Source organism: Campylobacter concisus (assembly GCA_002092835.1).
Lineage (GTDB): Bacteria > Campylobacterota > Campylobacteria > Campylobacterales > Campylobacteraceae > Campylobacter_A > Campylobacter_A concisus_K.
This window is the reverse complement of the sequence record LVWL01000001.1, coordinates 73,079-93,817: the sequence shown is the minus strand read 5'-3', so window position 1 is coordinate 93,817 and position 20,739 is coordinate 73,079. Positions and strand designations below refer to the sequence as shown.

The 20,739-nt window shown below is 40.1% G+C and carries 15 protein-coding genes and 3 pseudogenes; 9 read left to right on the top strand and 9 right to left on the bottom strand.

Features of this window, described 5'->3' with window-relative positions:
- Window positions 1–21 precede the first annotated feature (21 nt).
- From A3835_00455 to A3835_00445, 3 genes are read right to left on the bottom strand one after another with little or no spacing between them, the layout of a single operon-like run.
- Entirely contained in the window at window positions 22–1,620 is a 1,599-nt protein-coding gene (locus A3835_00455; GenBank protein ID ORI10877.1) for a flagellar biosynthesis protein FlgC, read from the bottom strand.
- Between the two features lie 8 nt (window positions 1,621–1,628).
- The gene (locus tag A3835_00450) at window positions 1,629–2,336 is read right to left on the bottom strand and encodes a flagellar biosynthesis protein FlgD (protein ORI10821.1); all 708 of its coding nucleotides are present in this window, start codon (window positions 2,334–2,336) and stop codon (window positions 1,629–1,631) included.
- 8 nt (window positions 2,337–2,344) lie between these two features.
- The gene (locus A3835_00445) at window positions 2,345–3,733 is read right to left on the bottom strand and encodes a flagellar hook-length control protein FliK (protein ID ORI10820.1); all 1,389 of its coding nucleotides are present in this window, start codon (window positions 3,731–3,733) and stop codon (window positions 2,345–2,347) included.
- Between the two features lie 161 nt (window positions 3,734–3,894).
- Here A3835_00445 and A3835_00440 point away from each other — a divergent pair, with 161 nt between their 5' ends.
- From A3835_00440 to A3835_00415, 6 genes and pseudogenes are all read left to right on the top strand, one after another.
- Window positions 3,895–5,697 carry a GTP-binding protein TypA gene (locus A3835_00440; GenBank protein ID ORI10819.1) on the top strand — a complete coding sequence of 601 codons (1,803 nt, stop codon included), beginning with the start codon at window positions 3,895–3,897 and terminating at the stop codon, window positions 5,695–5,697.
- 259 nt (window positions 5,698–5,956) lie between these two features.
- A pseudogene (locus A3835_00435) lies at window positions 5,957–6,585 on the top strand (hypothetical protein).
- Window positions 6,582–7,513: pseudogene (locus A3835_00430) on the top strand (pyrroline-5-carboxylate reductase). The pseudogenes A3835_00435 and A3835_00430 overlap by 4 nt, the downstream one beginning before the upstream one ends.
- Before the next feature lie 2 nt (window positions 7,514–7,515).
- Window positions 7,516–8,205 (top strand): hypothetical protein, encoded by a 690-nt coding sequence (locus tag A3835_00425; protein ORI10818.1) that lies wholly within the window; start codon window positions 7,516–7,518, stop codon window positions 8,203–8,205.
- A gap of 425 nt (window positions 8,206–8,630) precedes the next feature.
- On the top strand, window positions 8,631–9,200 hold the full coding sequence (locus A3835_00420) for a hypothetical protein (GenBank protein ORI10817.1): 570 nt from the start codon (window positions 8,631–8,633) through the stop codon (window positions 9,198–9,200).
- Between the two features lie 21 nt (window positions 9,201–9,221).
- Complete coding sequence (locus A3835_00415) at window positions 9,222–11,663, top strand: trimethylamine-N-oxide reductase (protein ORI10816.1); 2,442 nt, start codon at window positions 9,222–9,224, stop codon at window positions 11,661–11,663.
- 48 nt (window positions 11,664–11,711) lie between these two features.
- Here A3835_00415 and A3835_00410 read toward each other — a convergent pair whose 3' ends face one another.
- Together A3835_00410 and A3835_00405 are read right to left on the bottom strand one after the other, a co-directional pair.
- Window positions 11,712–12,026: a hypothetical protein gene (locus A3835_00410; protein ID ORI10815.1), complete on the bottom strand. Its 315-nt coding sequence runs from the start codon at window positions 12,024–12,026 to the stop codon at window positions 11,712–11,714.
- Entirely contained in the window at window positions 12,019–13,281 is a 1,263-nt protein-coding gene (locus A3835_00405) for a DNA repair protein (protein ORI10814.1), read from the bottom strand. Before A3835_00405 ends, A3835_00410 begins: the two co-directional genes overlap by 8 nt.
- A 225-nt stretch (window positions 13,282–13,506) precedes the next feature.
- Between A3835_00405 and A3835_00400 the strand changes: the two genes are divergently transcribed.
- On the top strand, window positions 13,507–14,433 hold the full coding sequence (locus A3835_00400) for a hypothetical protein (protein ORI10813.1): 927 nt from the start codon (window positions 13,507–13,509) through the stop codon (window positions 14,431–14,433).
- 45 nt (window positions 14,434–14,478) lie between these two features.
- Here the strand turns inward: A3835_00400 and A3835_00395 are convergent.
- The 4 genes and pseudogenes from A3835_00395 to A3835_00380 form a co-directional block, all read right to left on the bottom strand.
- Window positions 14,479–15,545, bottom strand: a pseudogene (locus tag A3835_00395) (chorismate synthase).
- A gap of 8 nt (window positions 15,546–15,553) precedes the next feature.
- The gene (locus A3835_00390) at window positions 15,554–16,225 is read right to left on the bottom strand and encodes a ribonuclease III (GenBank protein ID ORI10812.1); all 672 of its coding nucleotides are present in this window, start codon (window positions 16,223–16,225) and stop codon (window positions 15,554–15,556) included.
- A complete protein-coding gene (locus A3835_00385) occupies window positions 16,222–16,656 on the bottom strand; it encodes a ribonuclease HI (protein ID ORI10811.1) in 435 nt (144 codons plus the stop codon). Before A3835_00385 ends, A3835_00390 begins: the two co-directional genes overlap by 4 nt.
- A complete protein-coding gene (locus A3835_00380) occupies window positions 16,634–17,659 on the bottom strand; it encodes a hypothetical protein (protein ID ORI10810.1) in 1,026 nt (341 codons plus the stop codon). The genes A3835_00385 and A3835_00380 overlap by 23 nt, the downstream gene beginning before the upstream one ends.
- 61 nt (window positions 17,660–17,720) lie before the next feature.
- On the opposite strand from A3835_00380, the gene A3835_00375 reads away from it, so the two are divergent.
- Entirely contained in the window at window positions 17,721–19,397 is a 1,677-nt protein-coding gene (locus A3835_00375) for a DNA primase (protein ORI10809.1), read from the top strand.
- Between the two features lie 104 nt (window positions 19,398–19,501).
- Entirely contained in the window at window positions 19,502–20,737 is a 1,236-nt protein-coding gene (locus A3835_00370) for a Zn-dependent hydrolase (protein ID ORI10808.1), read from the top strand.
- Window positions 20,738–20,739 lie beyond the last annotated feature (2 nt).

The window sequence follows — 20,739 nt, the reverse complement described above, 5'->3', positions numbered from 1 at the left end:
AATCATCAACTAGTATAAAAATCATTTCTTCATCTGAATAGCAGTCTGGATCATCTCATCACTTGTTGTGATACTTTTTGCACTAGCCTCATAAGCCTTTTGCGTAACGATAACCTCACTTAGCGCTTGACCAAGATCGACGTTACTCATTTCAAGTTTATTTGCAAGAATTTGTGAGCCATAAATAGTCTCACCAGCTTTATTTTTATAAAAAAATGCCTCGCCTGAATTTGGAGTTGCTTCATAGAGATTATCACCCACTTTTGATACGCCCTGTTCATTTTGGAAGTGATATAGAGCTATTTTTGCAACTATAAATGAGCGCGAATTGTCAAAATTTGCCATGATATTTCCACGATCATCAACGCTATATTTTGTGAGATTTCCTTCGGCGTAGCCATCTGCTTTTATGACAAAGTCTTTTTTCGAATTAGCCGAGCTTGTTATGCCATTATAGACATTTGCATCTCCATCGCCAAGAAAATTTAAAGCTACGTTTCCAACGCTTGTTAATGTATTTGTAACAAGCCTACCGCTACCATCAAAAGTAAGTGTTCCCATAGCTGTATTTTGTACAACACCATTAGCATCAGTTATCGTAGCTGTGGCATTCCAGATAGTTTGATTGCCACCTTGAGGGATTTGCTTTGTAAAATTTATAGTTACTAAGCTCTTTGTACCATCACTGTTATATATCTCTGAGCTTAGTTTTTCTTTATTAGCTACTTCAACTAGTGATGTAACTTCAGCTTTTACATCTAAGCTAGCAAAATTCATAAATTTTAGGCTTTTATTGTTTATATGCCAGCTGCCATCGCTCTCTAGTGTAGTCGAAAACTCACTAAATTTACCATCACCGTCTTTTACTTTTACCACCACGCTGTCACCTGCTTTTGCACCAAAGTTCGTCTGACTTAGTGGGATTTGTCCATTTAGCGAGATAGTTTTGTTTGTATTATCGAGTGTATAGTTAAAATTTGCCGCATCAATGGCTGTTGTTCGCTTATCTGTTATAAGGCTTGAGTCTAGGTTGCCTTTTAAATCTATATTTTTTGTTTGCTTGGCTGGCATAAATAAAAAATGAGGTAAATTTATACCTTTTTGTGAGCCAGTATCTCTTAGTTTTATATCTTCTTCTTTTGCTGTAAATGCCTGCGTGGTACCTTTTGTTTGACCATATTTTCTAAGAGCATTAGCACTTGGAGTGACTGGAGTAAAACTTGTTAACGTACCAAGAAGCAAGTTGCCTTTATTATCTACTAAATTTCCAGCCCCATCTATATCGAAGCTACCTGTTCTTGTGTAGTAGTTTCTACCGTTTTTATCAACGACGCCAAAAAAGCCTTTACCGCCTATGGCTAGGTCAAAGTTATTATCAGTATTTTGAAAACTACCATTTGTCATCTTTAAAGCTGTCGTTTGTTTTGTAGCTCCAAGACCTACTTGATTGTTAGTTGGACCACTTCCAGCAGAAGCCATATGTTGATTGATTAAATTTTTAAACTCAGGGATTGAAGCTTTAAAACCTACGTTGTTGATATTTGAGATATTATTTGCCCAAACATCCATGCCAAAGCTTTGTGTTTTAATACCACTAATTCCGTTGTAAAAACCTCTCATCATGGCTTTTATCCTTCGTAAAATTCAGATATTTTATCCATTGGGACATATTCGCCTGCGATTTTTATCATAGCTTTGCCGTCTACAAATTTTACTGCCTCAACTGGATAGCTACCTACTTGAGTCTTGTATGAATTACCATCTTTTCCAGTGTAATTAACAGAGACTGTATATGCGCCGTTTGGTAATTGTTTTCCAGAATCATCTTTGCCATCCCAAGATATTCTGCGGACTCCTGATTTTAGATCTTTTATATCGATTGAACGAACGACCTCTCCATTTGCATTTTTAATTTCGAGCTTACCATTTGCAAGATCTGATTTAAAATAAAGTGCAAAATTTACAGTTTTTTGCTCATCTGTTAGTAAAACTGAGTTTGAACCAGTTGAGACCATTTTGCCAAGAGCTGATATGGCGTAGGCATTTGCATTTGATTTTAACTGATTTACAAGCTCTTTCATAGCTGAGTTTGTATTTTGTTGCATCTCTAGTGAAGCTAGCTGACTAGTTTGCGTAAGCATCTTTTCAGTATCCATAGGACTTGTTGGGTCTTGATACTGAAGCTCTGTTAAAAGTAGCTTCATAAATGCATCTTTATCTAGCTGTGCATTTGGGTTAGTTCCTGTGCCAGCTGCCGCATCTTGCTTTGCTTTTGCCTTTTTCTCGGCGTTTTTTTGTTGTGTTGTTTGTGTAGTTATATCTGAAACTGAAGCCATGATCTCTCCTAAATATATCTTGGTATTACTAGCTCAAGCAAGCTTTGTTCTGCTTGAGTGTTTTCGCTCTCATCGCTTTGATTTGAGCTGTATTTATTCTTTGCTTGTTCTTTTTTATCTTGTCTTTGATTTTGATCTGAGAAATTCATCTCAAGCTCGGTAAATCCCATATTTACAAGGCTATTTTTAAACTCGGCTTGATTTTGCAAAAAGAGATTCATCGTAGCCGTGGTTGAGTTAAAATTTACATGTAAGTTATTGCCGCGATTTACCATCGTGATCTCGACCTCGCCTAAATTTAGCGGGTTAAGCGTGATGTTAAAGCGAGTGATCGGCGCTTTGTAGTTTTGCACCTGCTCTTTTAATGTAGAAGAGAAGTTGCTAAGCGTCTCTTTTATCTCAGCCTTTGTTTGAAGCTGGTGTTTAGCACTACTAGCGATATCTTTTACCATTTGATTTAGTTCTGATTTATTATCGTTACTAAATGTCTCCTCGCTTGGCTCAGGCTCGCTCATCTGCTCTCTTTTTGGAAAGAGTAGCGACTCTAAAGTTGGGGCTTTTTGTGCCTTTTGCTCGTGTAAATTTACCTTTACTTTTGGTTGCTCCTCTGGCTCAACATCCACTATCTCATCATCAAGCTTTACTTCACTATCTAGCTTTTTAGGCTCTTCTTTTACTAAATTTTTAGCTTCGCTAGTTGGATTTGCCACTACCTCTTTTAGCAAGGTATCAAGCTTTACTACCTCTTTTGGTTCATTTTTGATGATGGTTTGCTCGACCTCATTTTTTAGCTCTTTTAGATAAAAAGGCTTGTCTTCGGTCTTTATCGGTGTGAAAAATTCTTTCTTGCCTAAATTTTTAAACATCTCATTTAGTTTTGGCACATCTTCGTTTGAAATTTCTATATTTTCAAGGCCAAGATCAAATTTCTTAGCAAGGTCGATAAGATCGCTAACGCTTTTAACGTTGCTAAGCTCTTCGACGTTTTCAGGCACACTTAAGAAATTTGCTATTTTGTCGCTGAAATTTGGAAATTTACTTACTTTTTCATTACCGTTTAGAATTTCTAAAACTTGCAAAAGCTGCATGAAATTTGCATTTTCATAGAGCTCATTTTTTGTGTTTTCGTCCAAATTTTCTTCAAGTGCAGTTGAAATTTTTGCCGCACTTTCGCTTTGAGCTTTTTGCAGTGTCTCTTTTTGAGTGATAACCGTTTTTACTATCTCTTTGACATCTTTTTCAGTGATTTTTTGGCCGCTATTTGCCTTGCTCGCAGCTGCATCTAAAACCATAGACAAAAATTCGCCGTTGTTTTGAGATTTCTTAGAAGCAGACGGTTTTTTATTCCCAGCAGGAGCCAGCAAATCTACGTTGTTTTTCGCTGTATAAGCTTGCATTTAAACCTTTCAAATTTTTAAACTTAATGTCAAGCATGCAAAATCTATTCCAAAAATTAATTTCTTGATATCAGCTTAAAATTTATAAAAATTTGGCTATAATCTGCCCCTATTTTAAAACTAATGAAGCGAAAATAGCAAACTAATAAACGGAGAAAACTTTGGAAAAGATACGAAATATAGCCGTTATCGCACACGTCGACCACGGTAAAACAACAATGGTTGATGAGCTTTTGAAACAGTCAGGAACATTTAATGAGCATCAAAACCTTGGCGAGCGTGTAATGGATAGTAACGACATCGAAAGGGAGCGTGGCATCACGATTCTTTCTAAAAATACTGCTATTCGCTACAAAGATACAAAGATCAACATCATTGACACCCCAGGCCACGCCGACTTTGGTGGTGAGGTTGAGCGCGTGTTAAAGATGGTTGATGGCGTTTTACTACTTGTCGATGCGCAAGAAGGCGTTATGCCACAAACTAAATTCGTCGTTAAAAAGGCGCTCTCACTAGGACTTCGCCCAATCGTTGTCGTAAATAAGATAGATAAGCCAGCAGGCGATCCAGACCGCGTTATAAATGAAATTTTTGACCTTTTTGTAGCACTTGATGCAAATGACGAGCAGTTAGAATTCCCAGTAGTTTATGCAGCTGCTAAAAATGGCTATGCAAAGCTAAAACTAAGCGATGAAAACAAAGATATGCAGCCACTTTTTGAGACTATCTTGGCTCACGTACCAGCTCCAAGCGGTAGTGATGAAAACCCACTCCAGCTTCAAGTGTTTACTCTTGATTATGATAACTACGTCGGTAAGATCGGCATTGCGAGAATTTTTAACGGCAAGATATCAAAAAACCAAAATGTCATGCTTGCAAAGGCTGATGGCACAAAGACAACTGGTAGAATTTCAAAGTTAATTGGTTTTATGGGTCTTGAAAGAACCGATATTAACGAAGCTGGTACTGGCGACATCGTAGCGATCGCTGGCTTTGATGCGCTTGACGTTGGCGATAGCGTCGTTGATCCAAACAATCCTCATCCACTAGATCCTCTTCACATCGAAGAGCCGACACTTAGCGTTGTATTTTCTGTAAATGACGGCCCATTGGCAGGTACTGAGGGCAAACACGTCACATCAAACAAGATCGATGAGCGCCTTGCAAACGAGATGAAGACAAATATCGCGATGAAGTATGAAAATATCGGCGAGGGCAAATTTAAAGTAAGTGGCCGTGGCGAGCTTCAGATTACTATTTTGGCTGAAAATATGCGCCGCGAAGGGTATGAGTTTTTACTTGGCAGACCTGAGGTCATCGTAAAAGAGATAAACGGCGTAAAATGCGAGCCATACGAGCTTTTAGTGATCGACGCACCTGATGATACGACAGGCACAGTCATAGAAAAACTTGGCAAAAGAAAAGCGGAAATGGTCTCTATGAACCCAACAGGCGATGGCCAAACAAGGATCGAGTTTGAGATCCCAGCGCGTGGGCTTATCGGCTTTAGAAGCCAGTTTTTGACTGATACAAAAGGCGAGGGCGTTATGAACCACAGCTTTTTGGAGTTTAGACCACTTAGCGGTACCGTCGAGCATAGAACAAATGGTGCTCTAGTTTCGATGGAAAACGGCGTAACGCTTGCTTATTCGCTATTTAACTTGCAAGATCGTGGTGTGCTTTTCCTTGATCCGCAAGCAAAAGTCTATGTGGGCATGATCATCGGCGAGCACAGCCGTCCAAACGACCTTGATGTAAATCCTATCAAGGGTAAAAACCTAACAAACGTGCGTGCTAGCGGTAGTGACGATGCGATCAAGCTTGTCCCACCTAGAAAGCTAAGCCTTGAGCGCGCGCTAGAGTGGATAGAAGATGACGAGTTGGTCGAGGTTACGCCTATAAATATCCGCGTTCGCAAGCGCTATTTAGATCCAACAGAACGCAAAAGAAAAGCAAAACTCTAATCAAAATTTATCATCTAGCCCCTTTGTAAAGGGGCTAATAATTAAACTCTAAAAACAGCAAATAAATTTATATAAATTTCTCATATCTTTTTTGCATTATTTATTTAAGTTGGCTTTGCTTAAGACGATTAAAATTTATCAATCTTAAAACTATTTATGCTTTAAAACACCATACTTACTTTTCTATTTTTGCTTTTAATGTAATCAATACAAAAATGTTTAGTTTATGCTAGAATCGGCGAAAATTTAAAAGAAACCGATGAAAAAGCTAAAATTTATCTTCGCTCTCGCCGCAGCGTTTATTTTTAGCGGTTGCTACGAGACGACGCTGCTTACGCGCGTGCCGATCTCCGCGCTTGTTTCGGACAAAGGCTCAGACGTGAAATCCACGATCGTGCTAACGGGCATAACGCCGCAGACGCACGTTACGAAAACGGTAACGGACAACGTGCGGGTTTTCGTCCCGGACGCTAAATTTAAGGACTTCCCGACGGGAGAAACCGCATATGAGATGAGCGTTAGCGCCGGCAAGGGTGAAAAAGGCGGCAAAAACTCGGATAAGCGCGCCGTGCGGATATATCTAGGCCAAGACGGCGACGTCTACGGCAAGCTTAGTAAAAATATGCTCGAGCAGTACGCGGGCGCGGCGAAACAGGGCGAAGCGCCGACGCTAAAAGCGGCGATAAAATTTGAAAACGACACGAGGACGTCTATGAGCTAGTCGTGGGCAACGAGTTTAAGGCTAGCGACGAGGCGCAGACGGGCAGCGTTTATACCTTGACGCCTGGGCAGGTTACGGGGGCTATCTGGGCGGATAGCGCGGCGGTAAATACGGCGATCGCGGGCAAAGCGGTCAAAATCGGCACTCTAAAAAAGACGGCGAAATGAAAAACGTAAAAATAGGCTTTATCGGCGGCGGAAATATGGGCGGCGCGATGATAGAGGCGCTTTGGCACGCGCAATCTGACGAAGCAGACGCGGGGCGAAGCTCGGCCGAGGACGAGCGAAAATCCAGCGGCGGTAGCGAGGCTCGCGGGACGGAAAATTTAGCGCAAACGGATAAAAACGCGAGTCAACGCGAATGCGAAAAAGAGGCAAAATTTGAAATCCTAGCCTATGCCAGAAGTAAAAACGAGGCTTTGCGGCAAAGATTTAGCGTAAAAATAGCAGCGAGCGAAGCGGATCTAGCGCGCGAAGCGGACGCGGTCGTGCTGGCTACTAAATCCGCTAGCTACGAGGCTATCTTGCGCCTGATCGCGCCCGAGCTTGCGGGCAAAATTTTGCTTCTTTTGGCGCCGAGTTTTGACATAAAGCGCGCTAGGCAAATCGTAGGCGAGGGCGTTTATATCGCTCGCGCGATGCCAAATATCGCCGCTTGCATCGGCGCGTCGGCTACGGCTCTTTGCTTTGACGCGGGATTTAGCGAGCCCAAGAAAGAGACCGTGCGCGAGATAATCGCAAAAATCGGTAAAATTTACGAGATAGACGAGGCCGAGTTTGCCGCATTTACAGGCATCGCGGGAAGCCTGCCCGCGTATGCGTGCGCCTTTATCGAGGCTGCGGCTGATGCCGGCGTGCGGGGCGGACTGCTAGGCAGCTTTGCTACGATACTGTCTGTGCGGCCGTGGAAGGAACGGCGCGTCTGATCCAAAGCGGCAAGCACCCGGCCGCGCTAAAAGACGAGGTCTGCTCGCCGGCGGGAACCACGATCGAGGGACTTGCCGCGCTTGAAAACGGCGGATTTCGCGGCGCTTTGATGCAGGCCGTCGCCGCTTGCATCGCCAAAGCGAGGGGGTTAGGTAAATTTAAAGGATAAAAATGAAAAATTTATTATTTGCGCTACTTGCGACGTTAAATTTATTCGCTAGCGAGCCGGACCTTTCGCCATTGCTAGCCGCAGATACGCTAGAAAAGGTCAAAAAATGCAAAAATCCCGACCTAAACGCTACCAAAGAGTGCGTGCAAGCGGGCATGGTAGCTGCTAACTTAAAGCAAGACTACGGCGCGGCGGAGGGGCTATTTAGTCTAGCCTGCGCCAAAGGAGACGGCGAGGGCTGCTTTTATCTTGGCGAACTTTATAAAAATAATCTAGTAAAGGCCGCGGATAAGAGCGAGCGCGAGACCAAGATTAGCGCGTATTACAAGGCTAGCTGCGTCCTTTACGAGTATTTGCCGGGTTGCTTGGCGCTAGCCAATTTCATGCAAGAAGAGTTGGGCGACGAGGCGCAGTCGTTTGCGATAAACAATACCCTATGCAACAAAAAATACGCTCCCGGATGCTACAACGTGGGCTGGATGATAGAGCGAACGGGAGGCGATATAGGCGAGATGATGGAGTATTACGAGCGCTCGTGTAAGCTAGGCTACGTAGGCGGCTGCGAGAGGGCGGCGTGGCTGTATGAGGGAAATTTCAACGAAAATAGATACGAGCAAGTAAAAAAAGACTCGAAAAAGGCAAAGCAAATGCGAAAAAAGGCGTGCGAGCTAGGCGATAAGCAAAGCTGTTAGATTGATAATAAGGCGTTTTGATAAAAAATTTTAAAACGATAAAACTCTAGAAAATTTTAACATGGCTAGCAATGTAGAGTAGTAACTTTTAGCATATTTTTGAATTCTGCAAGAAGTTTACTAATTTATGTTTTTAAGTTTATAAAAGCTTTGCCATACTTTTTTATAGTAGCTAGTGAAGTAAGGTTAAATTTTTACTTCACTAGACTCAAAAGTAAAATTTTTGCAGAGTTTGCAAACTATAAAATTTACTTATACTTTTGATCATTAAGACAATAAATAAAACTCATTGATAAATTTTCTGCTAAATCTTATTTTTAATAAAAGCAAATATTAACTTTCTTAAATAAAGCTAAATATAACAATGTATTTTTAAGTCATTAGGTTATAAAATTTTTTTAAATTTTATTTTTAAGGATTGCAACATGAAAATGCTATTTTTAGCCCCTATGCTAGCTTGTAGTCTTGCCTTTGGTGCCGATGTCGTCGCAAAAGATGCCAATGTAACGTTAGATGGCAAAAATATCGGAAAGATCGAAGTTTTAACGCCAGTTGATGTTATAGAAAAAGGTGAAAAGACGAGCAAGATAAAGGTTAATGGTGTGGTTTCAACGAACTATTTAGCCCAGCTTCAAAGAAGTATAGAAGATCCGGAAGTTTTTATCGCTTTTAATGATGAAAGTGGGACAAATTTTAAAAAAGTAAAAGATATTGAAGATGAGTATGGCGAAATATGGTACCAAGCAGAGGGCATTTACGAAGTACCAAATGACGCACTTGGTGGCGATACAAAAAAGCTTTACGTAAAAGCACAACAAATTTACGAAGAGACGTGTTCTGCATGTCATAGACTTCATGAGCCAAATAGCTTTACAGCGGCTCAGTGGCCAGCAAATTTAGCTGGAATGGTCGATGCAAAATTTGTAGCACTAGACGAAACTGACCTAAATTTAGTGCTTAAATACTTACAACACAATGCCAAAAAAGTAAAATAAATTTTTCATAAGGGAGAAAATATGAAAAGACGAGATTTTATAAAATTTTCTGCACTTGCCGCCACTGCGGCACAGGCGAACAGGATTGAAGGTGTGACAAAAACCATTTTTGACCAAAAGAAAACTTTTGGAGCAAATAGATTTGGTCTATTTTGGGCAAATACCAACTCAAATCAAATCGTCTCTGTTGATCCATTTGATGGTGATAAATTCCCAAATACAATGAATAACAGCTTGCCAGATCTCATCCAAAATGAAAGTCGCGTACTCTATCCGTACGTAAGAAAAAGCTACTTAAAGGCAAAAGGCGCGGCAAAAAGCGAGCTTCGTGGCAAAGAAGAATTTGTACGTGTTAGTTGGGATACAGCGCTTGACCTTGCTGCAAAAGCTCTAAAAGAAAATTTTGACAAATATGGTCCTGAAAGCATTTACGGCGAGTGCTACTGGTGGGGTGGCAGTGGTAAGATCAGCTGGGGTAGGACTGTTGGTCACAGGATGTTAAAGGTTTTGGGCGGATATGTAGAAGAGAGCGGTGACTACTCAACAGGTGCTGGCCTTGTCATCATGCCTCACGTCCTTGGAAATAGTGCGGTTTATGACGCTCCTACAAAATGGGAAGCTATGGTTAAAAATGCTAAGAACATTGTATTTTGGGGTACTGATCCACTTGTAACTGGTCAAATTTCATGGCAGCCACCAACACACGATGGTTATCTTGGTATTAAAAAGATAAAAGATGCTGGCATTAAAACCTATAGTGTTTGCGTCTTTAAAAATGACACCACAAGATACCTTGACTCTGAAACTATCATCGTTCGTCCAAACACTGACGTAGCAATGATGCTTGGCATGTGCCACTATCTATATGAAAACAAGCTTTATGACGAGGAATTTATCAAAAAATACACAGTTGGCTTTAATAAATTTAAAGACTATCTACTTGGCACAACCGACAAGGTGGTAAAAGATATCAACTGGGCGAGTAAAATTTGTGGCGTAAAAGCTGAGGATATCGCTAAATTTGCAACAGCACTTGCAAAAGAGCCAAGCGTCATCATCGCAGGCAGATCACTTCAAAGACAAGATCACGGCGAGATGAGCTTTTGGGGTATCGTAACACTTAGCGCGATGTTAGGTCAGATCGGCAAAGAGGGACTTGGCTTTGAGTTTAACCTCTACCACTCAAATGGCGCTACAGACAAGATCGCTCCGTCACTAAAAGGCATCAGCACTAGCATAAGCGAGAAATACGACAATGTAGATGGCGCTCCTTGGAAGAAATTTAAAAACGTCACCATCCCATCTTCAAGATCGATCGAGGCTTTGCAAAACCCTGGCAAAGAGATAGACTATGACGGCTCAAAAATCAAACTCCCACACATGAGAGTGGCTTACATGGCGTCTGGATCGATGTTTACAAGGCATCAAGACGTAAATAACGCCGTAAAAGCGTGGCGTAAATTTGACACCGTAATAACAGCTGAGCCATTTTGGACAAGCACAGCAAAACTAAGCGACATCGTCTTGCCAGTAGCCCTTGAAGTCGAGAGAAATGACATCAACCAAAGCGTGCCTACAAACGAGTACATCGTGGCTTACAAGCCTGTCGTAGAGCCTATGGGCGAGAGTAGGAGTGACTACTGGATCTGCTCACAAATCTGCAAACGCTGGGGCAGAGAAGAGGTCTTTACTGAGGGCAAAGATGAGCTTGGCTGGGCGAAAGAATTTTACGCAGACGCCGTAGAGCAAGCTAAAGGCATAAATGTCAAGATGCCAAGCTTTGATGAGTTTTGGAAAGAGGGATATGTTAGATTTGAGCAAGATGACGAAGCAAGCAGATACTACACAAGGCTTAGTGCTTTTAGAGAAAATCTTCACAAAAACCGCCTAGGCACGCCATCTGGCAAGATAGAGCTCTACTCTCCAACTATCGCCAAATTTGGCTACAAAGACTTTGCGCCGCACGTTGCTTGGATCGAGCCGTTTGAGTGGCTTGGCAGCGAAAAAGCCAAAAAGTATCCATTTAGCGTCACAACCCCGCACTCAAGATACCGCCTCCACTCACAGCTAAATAACTCAATAATCAGAAACTACGCTGAAGTATGCGCGCGCGAGCCAATGCTAATAAACGTAAATGATGCCAAAGCAAAAGGCATAGCAACTGGCGACGTGGTGAGAGTATTTAACGACAGGGGCGAAATTTTAGTCGGTGCGCTTGTCACTGACATCATCCCAGAGCACGTCATCGCCATATGCGAGGGTGCGTGGTACGATCCTGAAGTGCTAGGCGAGAAGAGCCTTTGCAAGCATGGCTGCGTCAATGTCCTAACTCGCGACAAAGGCACATCTAGCATCGCTCAAAGCAACTGCGGACACACGATACTAGCTGATCTTGAAAAATATAAAGGCGAGATCAAACCAATAACTGCCTTTTCTAAACCAAAAATTTTGCAATCTTTGTAGAATTTATATAAATTTAGCCCTCGTTTGGGGGCTAAATCTTAAAAAAAATTAATGTCTTCTAACTATCTCCACCTCATTTATATCTTCAAATTTGATCTTAGTTTTTACGATCATGAGGATTTTATCTTTGAAATTTACATCTGAAACTAGTCCGCTAGTTTTTACGTAAGTAAAGCCGTCGTGGTAGCTCACACGCACCTCATCAGCTATCTTTAGCTCGCTTACCGTTTTTAAAATTTCATCGATCTTGCTCTCATCAAGCTCTAGTTTTTCGCATTTTTCTCGCTCTTTTTGTCGCAAGGCTCGTTCTAATGTTGAGAGAGGATTAAACGAGCTAAAAATTTTCGCCCTATCTTTACTCACCGCTCTTGTGCCCTCCGATCTTTTTGTTTCTATCTTGCCCAGTCGCTTCTGGTAGTAGATCGATAGCTCTTAAAACCGAGTTTTTACCAAATTTTTCTTTTATGAGATTTAGGGATTTTAAAACCGCCTTTTCTTTAGTATCATCCTCAAAAAGACTAGAGTGAGCTAGACTCTCTTTTACTACGTCGTTTGCACTGATGCTAATTTGCCTAATCAGCCCAACATTTTTTATCTTGTTTAAAAGTAGCTCCTCAGCCGCGCTCATCAGCACGCTTGAGACATTTGTTGGTGTCTTAAACCGAACGCTTGCACGCTGGTGTGGCTCGAGTTTGTCGGCAAATTTTATATTTATTGTTATTCCACTTGCCATTACTTCTTTGTTGATCATCCTAAGCACTAGTCTATCAGCCATCTCTTTTAGTACGACTACCGCCTCGCAACGCTCGTAGTCTCTTGGTAAAATTTCAGAGCTAAAGTAGGATTTTGTGCTTGGTTTATATGCTTTTATGTCAGCTATTGTCGTTGGCTCTATGCCATTTGCGTGATCTATCGTTATATAGGCATCAACTCCAAAAAATTTCTCAAGCAAGCTTCGCGGAGCATTTGCTATATCTTTCATACAAAAAATTCCATGTTTTTCCAGCTTTAGCCTAGTTTGCTTACCGATACGCCAAAAGTCATCTAGCGATTGATGCGTCCAAAGACGTTCTTTATAAAGTTGCTCGTCTAAAAATGCAATCCCATCATCACTATGCTTAGCCAGGATATCAAGGGCGATTTTTGCGAGGTATAAATTTGTGCCCATGCCACAGGTGGCCGTCACGCCAGTAGTTTTTAAAATTTCATCCATTATCTTTTTGGCTATGGATTTTGCATCGGTATTATAAAATTTAACATAAGAAGTAAGATCGATAAAGGCCTCATCAATAGAATAGACATAGATATCATCTTTTGAGACATATTTTAGATATATCTCATAAATTTTAGCCGCATAGTCGATATAAAACTGCATTCTAGGCGGTGCAATGATAAATTTTATAGCCTTTGGTATTTCAAAAAGCCTGCATCTATTTTTCACGCCTTTGGCTCTAAGAGCTGGGCTAACGGCTAGGCAAACACTTCCGTTGCCGCGACTATCGTCAGCCACGACTAGATCGGCTTTAAACGGATCGAGCCCTCGCTCCACACACTCAACTGAGGCGTAAAATGACTTTAGATCAATGACGGCATAAAATTTTTGTGCTTCGTTTTTCATGGAGTGATTATAGATGAAAATTAGTAAAAGTTCGTTTTTGAAAAATCGATCTTAAAGCTAAAATTTCTAATAAAAAATTTTTTAGAAACAAAATAAGCAAAATGGATAAATTTTACTAGTGGAGCCAGAGCAAATGCAACGCACAACGAAGTTAATATAATTGGTTCTACTATCGAAAAAAGTAGACAATCAGGTGTTTATATTGGTTTAACAGATAGAAGTGATGTGACTTTTAAAATGAATGACTTTATGAGCGACTCAATGGGAGCTATTGAGCTTGATCTAAATGCACTAGAAGTTGCAAATTTATTTGGTACATCTCATCTTGCTAAATATGCGTTTGCCGATGACTTTGGCTATAGAAGCGACGCGTATCAGCCAGCATACGAAAGCGATGAAAGAAATGTGATCAGTTTTGCAAATGTAAATGGATTTAAGGCAGACTATTATGAGAGCGGCATTGATCTAAAAGGCGTTGGCTTATCAGCCGGTGTAGCATTTAGTGCAAAAGAGAACATTTATGGAGCTTTTATAGAGAACTCGTACGCTAAATTTGATAACAGCAACGAAGATGCCAAAATAGATAGCAGAGTTAGAAACTATGGACTTGGTATTTTTTCAAGGCTAAATTTACCACGTGATTTTTATATGGATCTCATGGCAAAAGCTGGCAGGAGCCAGACTAAGGTTGATGCGAAAGATGTAGATTATAAAATCTCGATGCCATACTACAATGCTAGCTTTGGCGTCGGTAAAAAGATAAAATTTGATAGTTTTATACTTGATAGCGGGCTAAACTACGTGCTCTCTTATGTCGGTAGCGATGAGGCATATATCGGACAAAGTACATTAAAATTTAGCAGCGTTACATCAAGTAGAGCTAAAATTTACTCAAAAATAGCCTATGATGCTGGTAAATTTAATCATTATGGAAAAATTAGCGCTGAGTATAAATTTAACACCAAGTCAAAAATAGCGGTGATCCAAGAAGACGAGGAGATCAGCCTAACTCAAAAAGGTACAAGTTCAGAGGTTGAGGTCGGTCTAAGATATACGCCAACTTATGTGACACTCATAAATTTTGGCATAGCACAATCTTTTGGTAAAAAAGATCAAAGCAGCGCAAAACTTCAGTTTGCTTATAGATTCTAAAATTTAGTGGCTTTTAGGCCACTAAATTTTACTCGTTTTATAGATTTAGCCGTAAATTTTCTTTAAATTTTCAAGCTTTGTGCTAGCATTTAGTAGTAACATATCGGCGATAACTAGCCTTATCATCGCGGTTGTAACGACGCTTCCTCGTATGCCTATACAAGGATCATGTCTACCCCTTAGCTCAAAGTCTACCACTTCGCCAGCTAAATTTAGCGTCTTTTGCTCTTTAAATATCGAAGGTGTAGGCTTAAAATGGCTCTTTAGCACGATCTCGGCGCCACTGCTTATGCCCCCAAGTATGCCACCAGCGTTATTGCTCAAAAAGCCAAGTTCGTCCATCTCGTCGTTGTTCGCTGAGCCAAGCATAGAGCTTACATTCACGCCAGCACCGATCTCTACGGCTTTTACGCCGTTTATTCCCATCAAAGCCGCTGCTAAAGCGCTATCTAGCTTATCATAAAGTGGCTCGCCAAGACCAGCTGGTACGCCTTTAGCCACGCTTAAAACCACAGCTCCCACGCTATCGTGCTCGCTTCTAGCTTTATTTATCACTTCTTTCATCGCTTCTTCATTGCCAAGAGCATAAATTTGAGAATTTTTAGCAAAGTTAAAGTCTATTTTGTCGCTAAAAACTTTGCCTATACCAAGCACTCCACTTAAAATTTCTATATTAAACTCATTTAAAAGTAGCTGCGCAAAAGCCCCACCAGCTACTCTAACGGCCGTTTCTCTTGCGCTTGAGCGTCCGCCGCCTCTATGATCTCTAAAGCCATATTTTTTGAAATAAGTAAAATCCGCATGGCCTGGACGGAAAATTTCACGTAAATTGTCATAGTCATTTGACTTTTGATTGTTATTAAAAATGGCAAAGCCTATCGGCGCCCCAGTGCTTATACCATCAAAAAGACCACTAAAAATTTCTATCTTGTCAGCCTCGTCTCTTGCGGTTGTGAAATTGCTTTGTCCTGGGCGACGCTTGTCAAGCTCACTTTGGATAAAATCTGTATCGATCTTTAGCCCAGCTGGAAGTCCGTCTATCACGCCACCGATCGCCACTCCATGCTCTCGCCAAAGGTTGTTAAGGTTAGTTTTTTGCCAAATGTATTCAAAATTTTTCCTATTTTTTGATTTTTTCTAGTGCGATTTTTGCTGCAAGCTGTTGGGCTTGCTTTTTAGAGTTGCCAACGGCGCGTGAAATTTCTTTTCCATTTAGTAGCAAGGCTATCTCAAATTCTTTCTTGTGATCAGGACCTGACGTGCCGATGAGTTCGTATGTTGGTATGACACCAAGACTGGCCTGAGTGACCTCTTGAAGAGCGGTTTTGTAGTCCTTTTCAAGGTGTGCAAAGTCGATCTGTGGATAGCAAAGTTCAAGCAGGGCGATCGAAATTTCTCGCACTTTATCAAGTCCAGCCTCAAGGTAGATAGCACCCATCACAGCCTCAAATGCGTCGCTTAAAATGCTATCTTTCTCGCGCCCGCCATTATTCTCTTCAGCCGTGCTTAGCCTTAAAAATTTACCCATTTTTAGATGCCTTGCCATATTTGCAAAGCTTTTTTCATTGACAAGTGCAGCTCTTAGCTTACTCATGTCGCCCTCTGCGATCTTGCTAAATTTTTTAAAAAGATACTCAGCCACGAGCAGATCCATCACCGCATCGCCCAAAAACTCGAGCCTTTCGTTATTTAGCGCTTGCTTGGTGCTCTTGTGCGTTAGCGCCTCTTCTAAAAGTTTAGTTTTTTTAAATTTATATCTAAGACTTTCTTCAAATTCTTCTAAAATTTTCATCTTTCATTCTCATCTTTTATTTTTAATGCCTCATCTCTTGCCATCTGGTCGCATTCCTCGTTTTCAGGGTGTCCAGCGTGCCCTTTAACCCAGCTTGCCATGACTTTGTGAGGCTTTGAAATTTCTAAATACTCCTGCCAAAGCTCGACATTTTTTACATTTTTAAAATTTCTCTTTTGCCAGTTAGAAAGCCACTCATTTATGCTATTTACTACGTATGAGCTATCGGTAAAAAGCCTTACCTCGCAGGGCTCTTTTAGCGCTTTTAGCCCCATTATCGCAGCTTTTAGCTCCATTTGGTTATTTGTCGTATATGCCTCTCCGCCGCTTGCTTTTTTCTGCGCTTCGTTAAATCTTAAGATGTAAGCCCAGCCGCCAGCTCCAGGGTTTCCAAGGCACGAGCCGTCGCTAAAAAGTGTTACTATCTTCACTTGATTTTTCTGTGATGTGGGATAAAATTTTGACACTTCCTAGCTCGTGACAGACCGGACATCGGTAAAAATGCATAGGAAATGAGTTTTTGCAGCTTTTGCAAACGTAGTTAAAGCTTAATCCTGCTGCGTCAAATTTAGCGTCTTTTAGTTTTTTGATGACGTTTAGCTCAAAACCATAAATTTCACATGGCTCATCTATATCGCCCTTTGCATAAAAGAGCGATTTATATTTTGGGTCGCTTAAATTTATAGGCGTTTTTAGATTATAAAGCAGATCGATCACGTCTTCAAAACGAGCAAAATCTTTTAAATTTTCTAAATTTTCATTGTGCCTCATGAAAAGTGCTAAGATCATACGTCTTAAAAGCTCAAAATTTTGGCTAAGACGAGAGAGAATTTCTACCTTTTCGCTAAAGCTTAAATTTCTATCATCAAGCGTGCTGATCGCCTTTATATAGGCCTTTTGATCTTTTACATTTACACCAAGTTCTTCAAGAGAATTTAACGCATAAAGAGCTTCTTTGTAGTTTTTAAGTTTTTCATCTATCATCGTTAAAAAGCGAAGTGCAAGCACATTTCTTGGGCTTAGTTCAAGCACTTTTTCAAAGACTTCGCTAGCTTTTTTTAAAAATCCAGCCTTAAAATAGACCTCTCCAAGCTCGTTTAGGATAAATTCTTTTTCATTTTTATCTCTAACTTTGCCAAGTGCTATGAGATAAACACTAATTGATTTTTCAAAATCACCATTTTTGGCAAAAGTTTGCCCTAGCATGCAAAGGCTTTGAGCGTCTATCTCTGGGCTTTGTAGCATCTGTTTATGCTCGCTACTTATGCCATCTTTGCTATCAAATTTTCTTATAAATTTTTCAATGCGTTTTTTCTCATCTTTGCTCGAAAAGATACCCCAAGCATAGCTTAATGCAGCTATCATCAAAATAATGCTAAATAAAATAATAAGGCTAAATATCGGATCTCTGTGCCCAATGAAAAAAATATCCACGCTCATACTTTGTAATAAAATTTTACTTTAATTATAACAAAGCGGTTGTATAATTTTGCTTATGATAGATCCAAAATCCATAGAAAAACTCAAAAATCAAATCGATATCGTTGACATTATAGAGCACTATTTGCCAGTCAAAAAAATGGGTGCAAACTACAAATGCGTCTGCCCATTTCACGATGATAGAAATCCTAGCATGAGCATAAGTCAAAGTAGGCAAATTTTTCACTGTTTTGCTTGCAAGGCCGGTGGAGATGCGATCAAATTTGTAATGGATTATGAGAAGTTAACCTATCCAGAAGCTATCGAAAGAATAGCTAGCCTTGTAAATTTTAGCCTCGAATACACAAGCGATAAAGCCCCAACACAAAAAGAAAATAAGCATATTTTAGAAAAGGCAAATGCTTTTTATAGGAGCGAATTTTTCAAGCATGAAGCCGCTGTGAGATATATCTATTCTCGTGGCATAAATGATGCGATGATCGAGAAATTTGAGCTTGGCTGGGCAGGGGAGAGCGCTAGCACCATTAGGCTTTTACAAAATGAAAATATCGAGCCAAAAGAGGCGCTTGAAGTTGGAATCGTAAAGCAAAACGAGAAGGGAATTTATGCTAGTTTTATCGAGCGTATCACATTTCCAATATATGCGCACACGGCAAAGCTAGTTGGCTTTGGTGGCAGAACGATCTTGGATCATCCTGCAAAATATGTAAATTCTCCACAAAGCATAGTTTTTGACAAGTCAAAGCTGCTTTACGGCTATCACTTAGCTAGGCAAAGTATTTTTGAAAAGAAGCAGATTATCATCACAGAGGGATATCTGGACGTTATCATGCTGCACTTTGCTGGCTTTACAAACGCCGTTGCCGTGCTTGGGACTGCGCTTACGACTAATCACTTGCCACTTTTAAAAAGAGGAGAGATAAGCATAGTACTTTGTTTTGATGGTGACTCGGCTGGTATAAATGCCGCTATAAAATCATCTCGTCTTTTAGTGCAAAACGAAATAGATGGAAGCGTTGTAATTATAAAAGATGGTGCAGACCCTGCGGATATGGTATTTGCAGGTAGAAGCGACGAGCTAAAAGAGATGTTTGGCTCAGGGACTGAGCTTGGCGAGTTTTATATTGAGCAAATTGTAAAAAAATATGATATTACACGCCCAGTGCAAAAGCAAAAATGTTTAGAAGAGATAGTGGAATTTACAAATTCTCTAAAGCCAATAATCGCAAAAAGCTACGAATTACTGGTATCAAATTTACTCAAAATAGAGCTAAATACTTTTAGTCTTCATGAGCAAAGATATATAAATAGACAAGATCAAAATTTTACAAATGCTGCAATAAATAAACAAATGGCTCAAAAAAAAGATAAAACTGATATTTTGGAATTTAGCGTTTTAAAGAGCATGCTTGCAAATAAAAATTACGAAACTATCGTTTTAAACGAGCTTGAGGAGAAATTCTTCTTGCATCATAAAGATTATTTTCAGGCTGTTTTATTGCCAAATATTGAAGATAACGCGGTGCTTGTTAGAGAAATTTATGTTGATGAAAGCTCAAATGTAGCTTCTAGTGAAGATAGCCTTAAAGAGGCCATTTTAAAGCTAAAGCTAAAATACTATGAGAAGTTTCGCGAAGATACTAGAAAATCACAAAAACCAAATAAAATCGAAATAATGCAAAAAATTTCAGAGATCATTAAAGGCTTACACAACAAACTACAAAAAAATTAGATTTCAAAATTTAACACTTATTCAGCTTTAAATCATAAAACTAAATGTAAAATGTTCAAAGTAATAAATGTTTTTAAGATTAGTTTTATTTTTAAGGATTTATTATGATAAATTTTAAAAGATTTGAGGCGAATTTTAATGCTATAAGCAGATTTGGAGCATTAAAAGGTGGAGGGCTAACAAGACTTGCATTTAGCAAAGAAGACTTGGAAGCTAGAAATTTTCTTATAAATTTAATAGAAGAAAATGGCTTTAAACTTAAAATTGACAATATTGGCAACATCTTTGCCATCTATGATGATGGCTGTGAGACAGGCGAGAAGCCAGTTTGTGTGGGCTCTCACATAGATAGTGTGCCAAATGGCGGCTTTTATGATGGTACGCTTGGCGTTATGGCTGGACTTGAGGCGCTAACCTCGATAAAAGAAGCTGGCATTAAACTAAAGCGTCCGCTTTGGCTGATAAATTTTTGCTGTGAAGAGTCAAGTAGGTTTAAGACAGCGACCATTGGCAGCAAGATAATAAGCGGCAAACTTGGTCTACAAAGGCTTCATGAATTAAAAGACGAAGATGGCATTTCGCTCTTTGAAGCGATGAGTAAATTTGGACTTGACCCACAAAATTTAAACGATTCTATTTTAAAAGAACACTCACTTCATTCATATTTAGAACTTCACATTGAACAAGGCCCAGTGCTTGAGCGAAGTGGCATAAGCGTTGGTGTAGTAAGCGGTATCGCCGCTCCTATTAGATTTGAAATTATTATTCATGGTAAGGCAGATCACAGCGGTGCAACGCCGATGAATATGCGTAGTGATGCGCTGCTAGCTGCTTCACATATCATAATCGCAGCCAATAAATTTGCTAAAAACAAAAAAACAGCTGTAGCAACCGTTGGTTATGCTCATGCAAAGCCAGGTGTTTTAAACGTTGTACCAGGCGAGGCAAGGCTTGGAGTTGATCTAAGAGATATTGATAAGACAAGCTTAGAAGAGCTAAATTTAGAGCTTAGAAATTTTATAAAAGAGCTAAGTGATGAGCTAAAATTTAGTTATGAGATAAGAGAACTAAGCAGTGACGAACCAGTAAAACTAAGCGAGCATGCTATAAATTTACTAAGCGAAGAGGCTGCTAAACTGGGCATAAAAACGCTTACTTTGCCAAGCGGAGCTGGACACGATGCGATGAATCTAACAAAACTTGCAAGTAGCGTTGGCATGCTTTTTATACCTTGCGTTGGCGGCATCAGTCACAATATAGCAGAAGCTATAAATTTTGATGATGCTTTCAAAGCTACACAAATTTTAACAAATGCACTAATTAAACTATCAAATGAATAAGG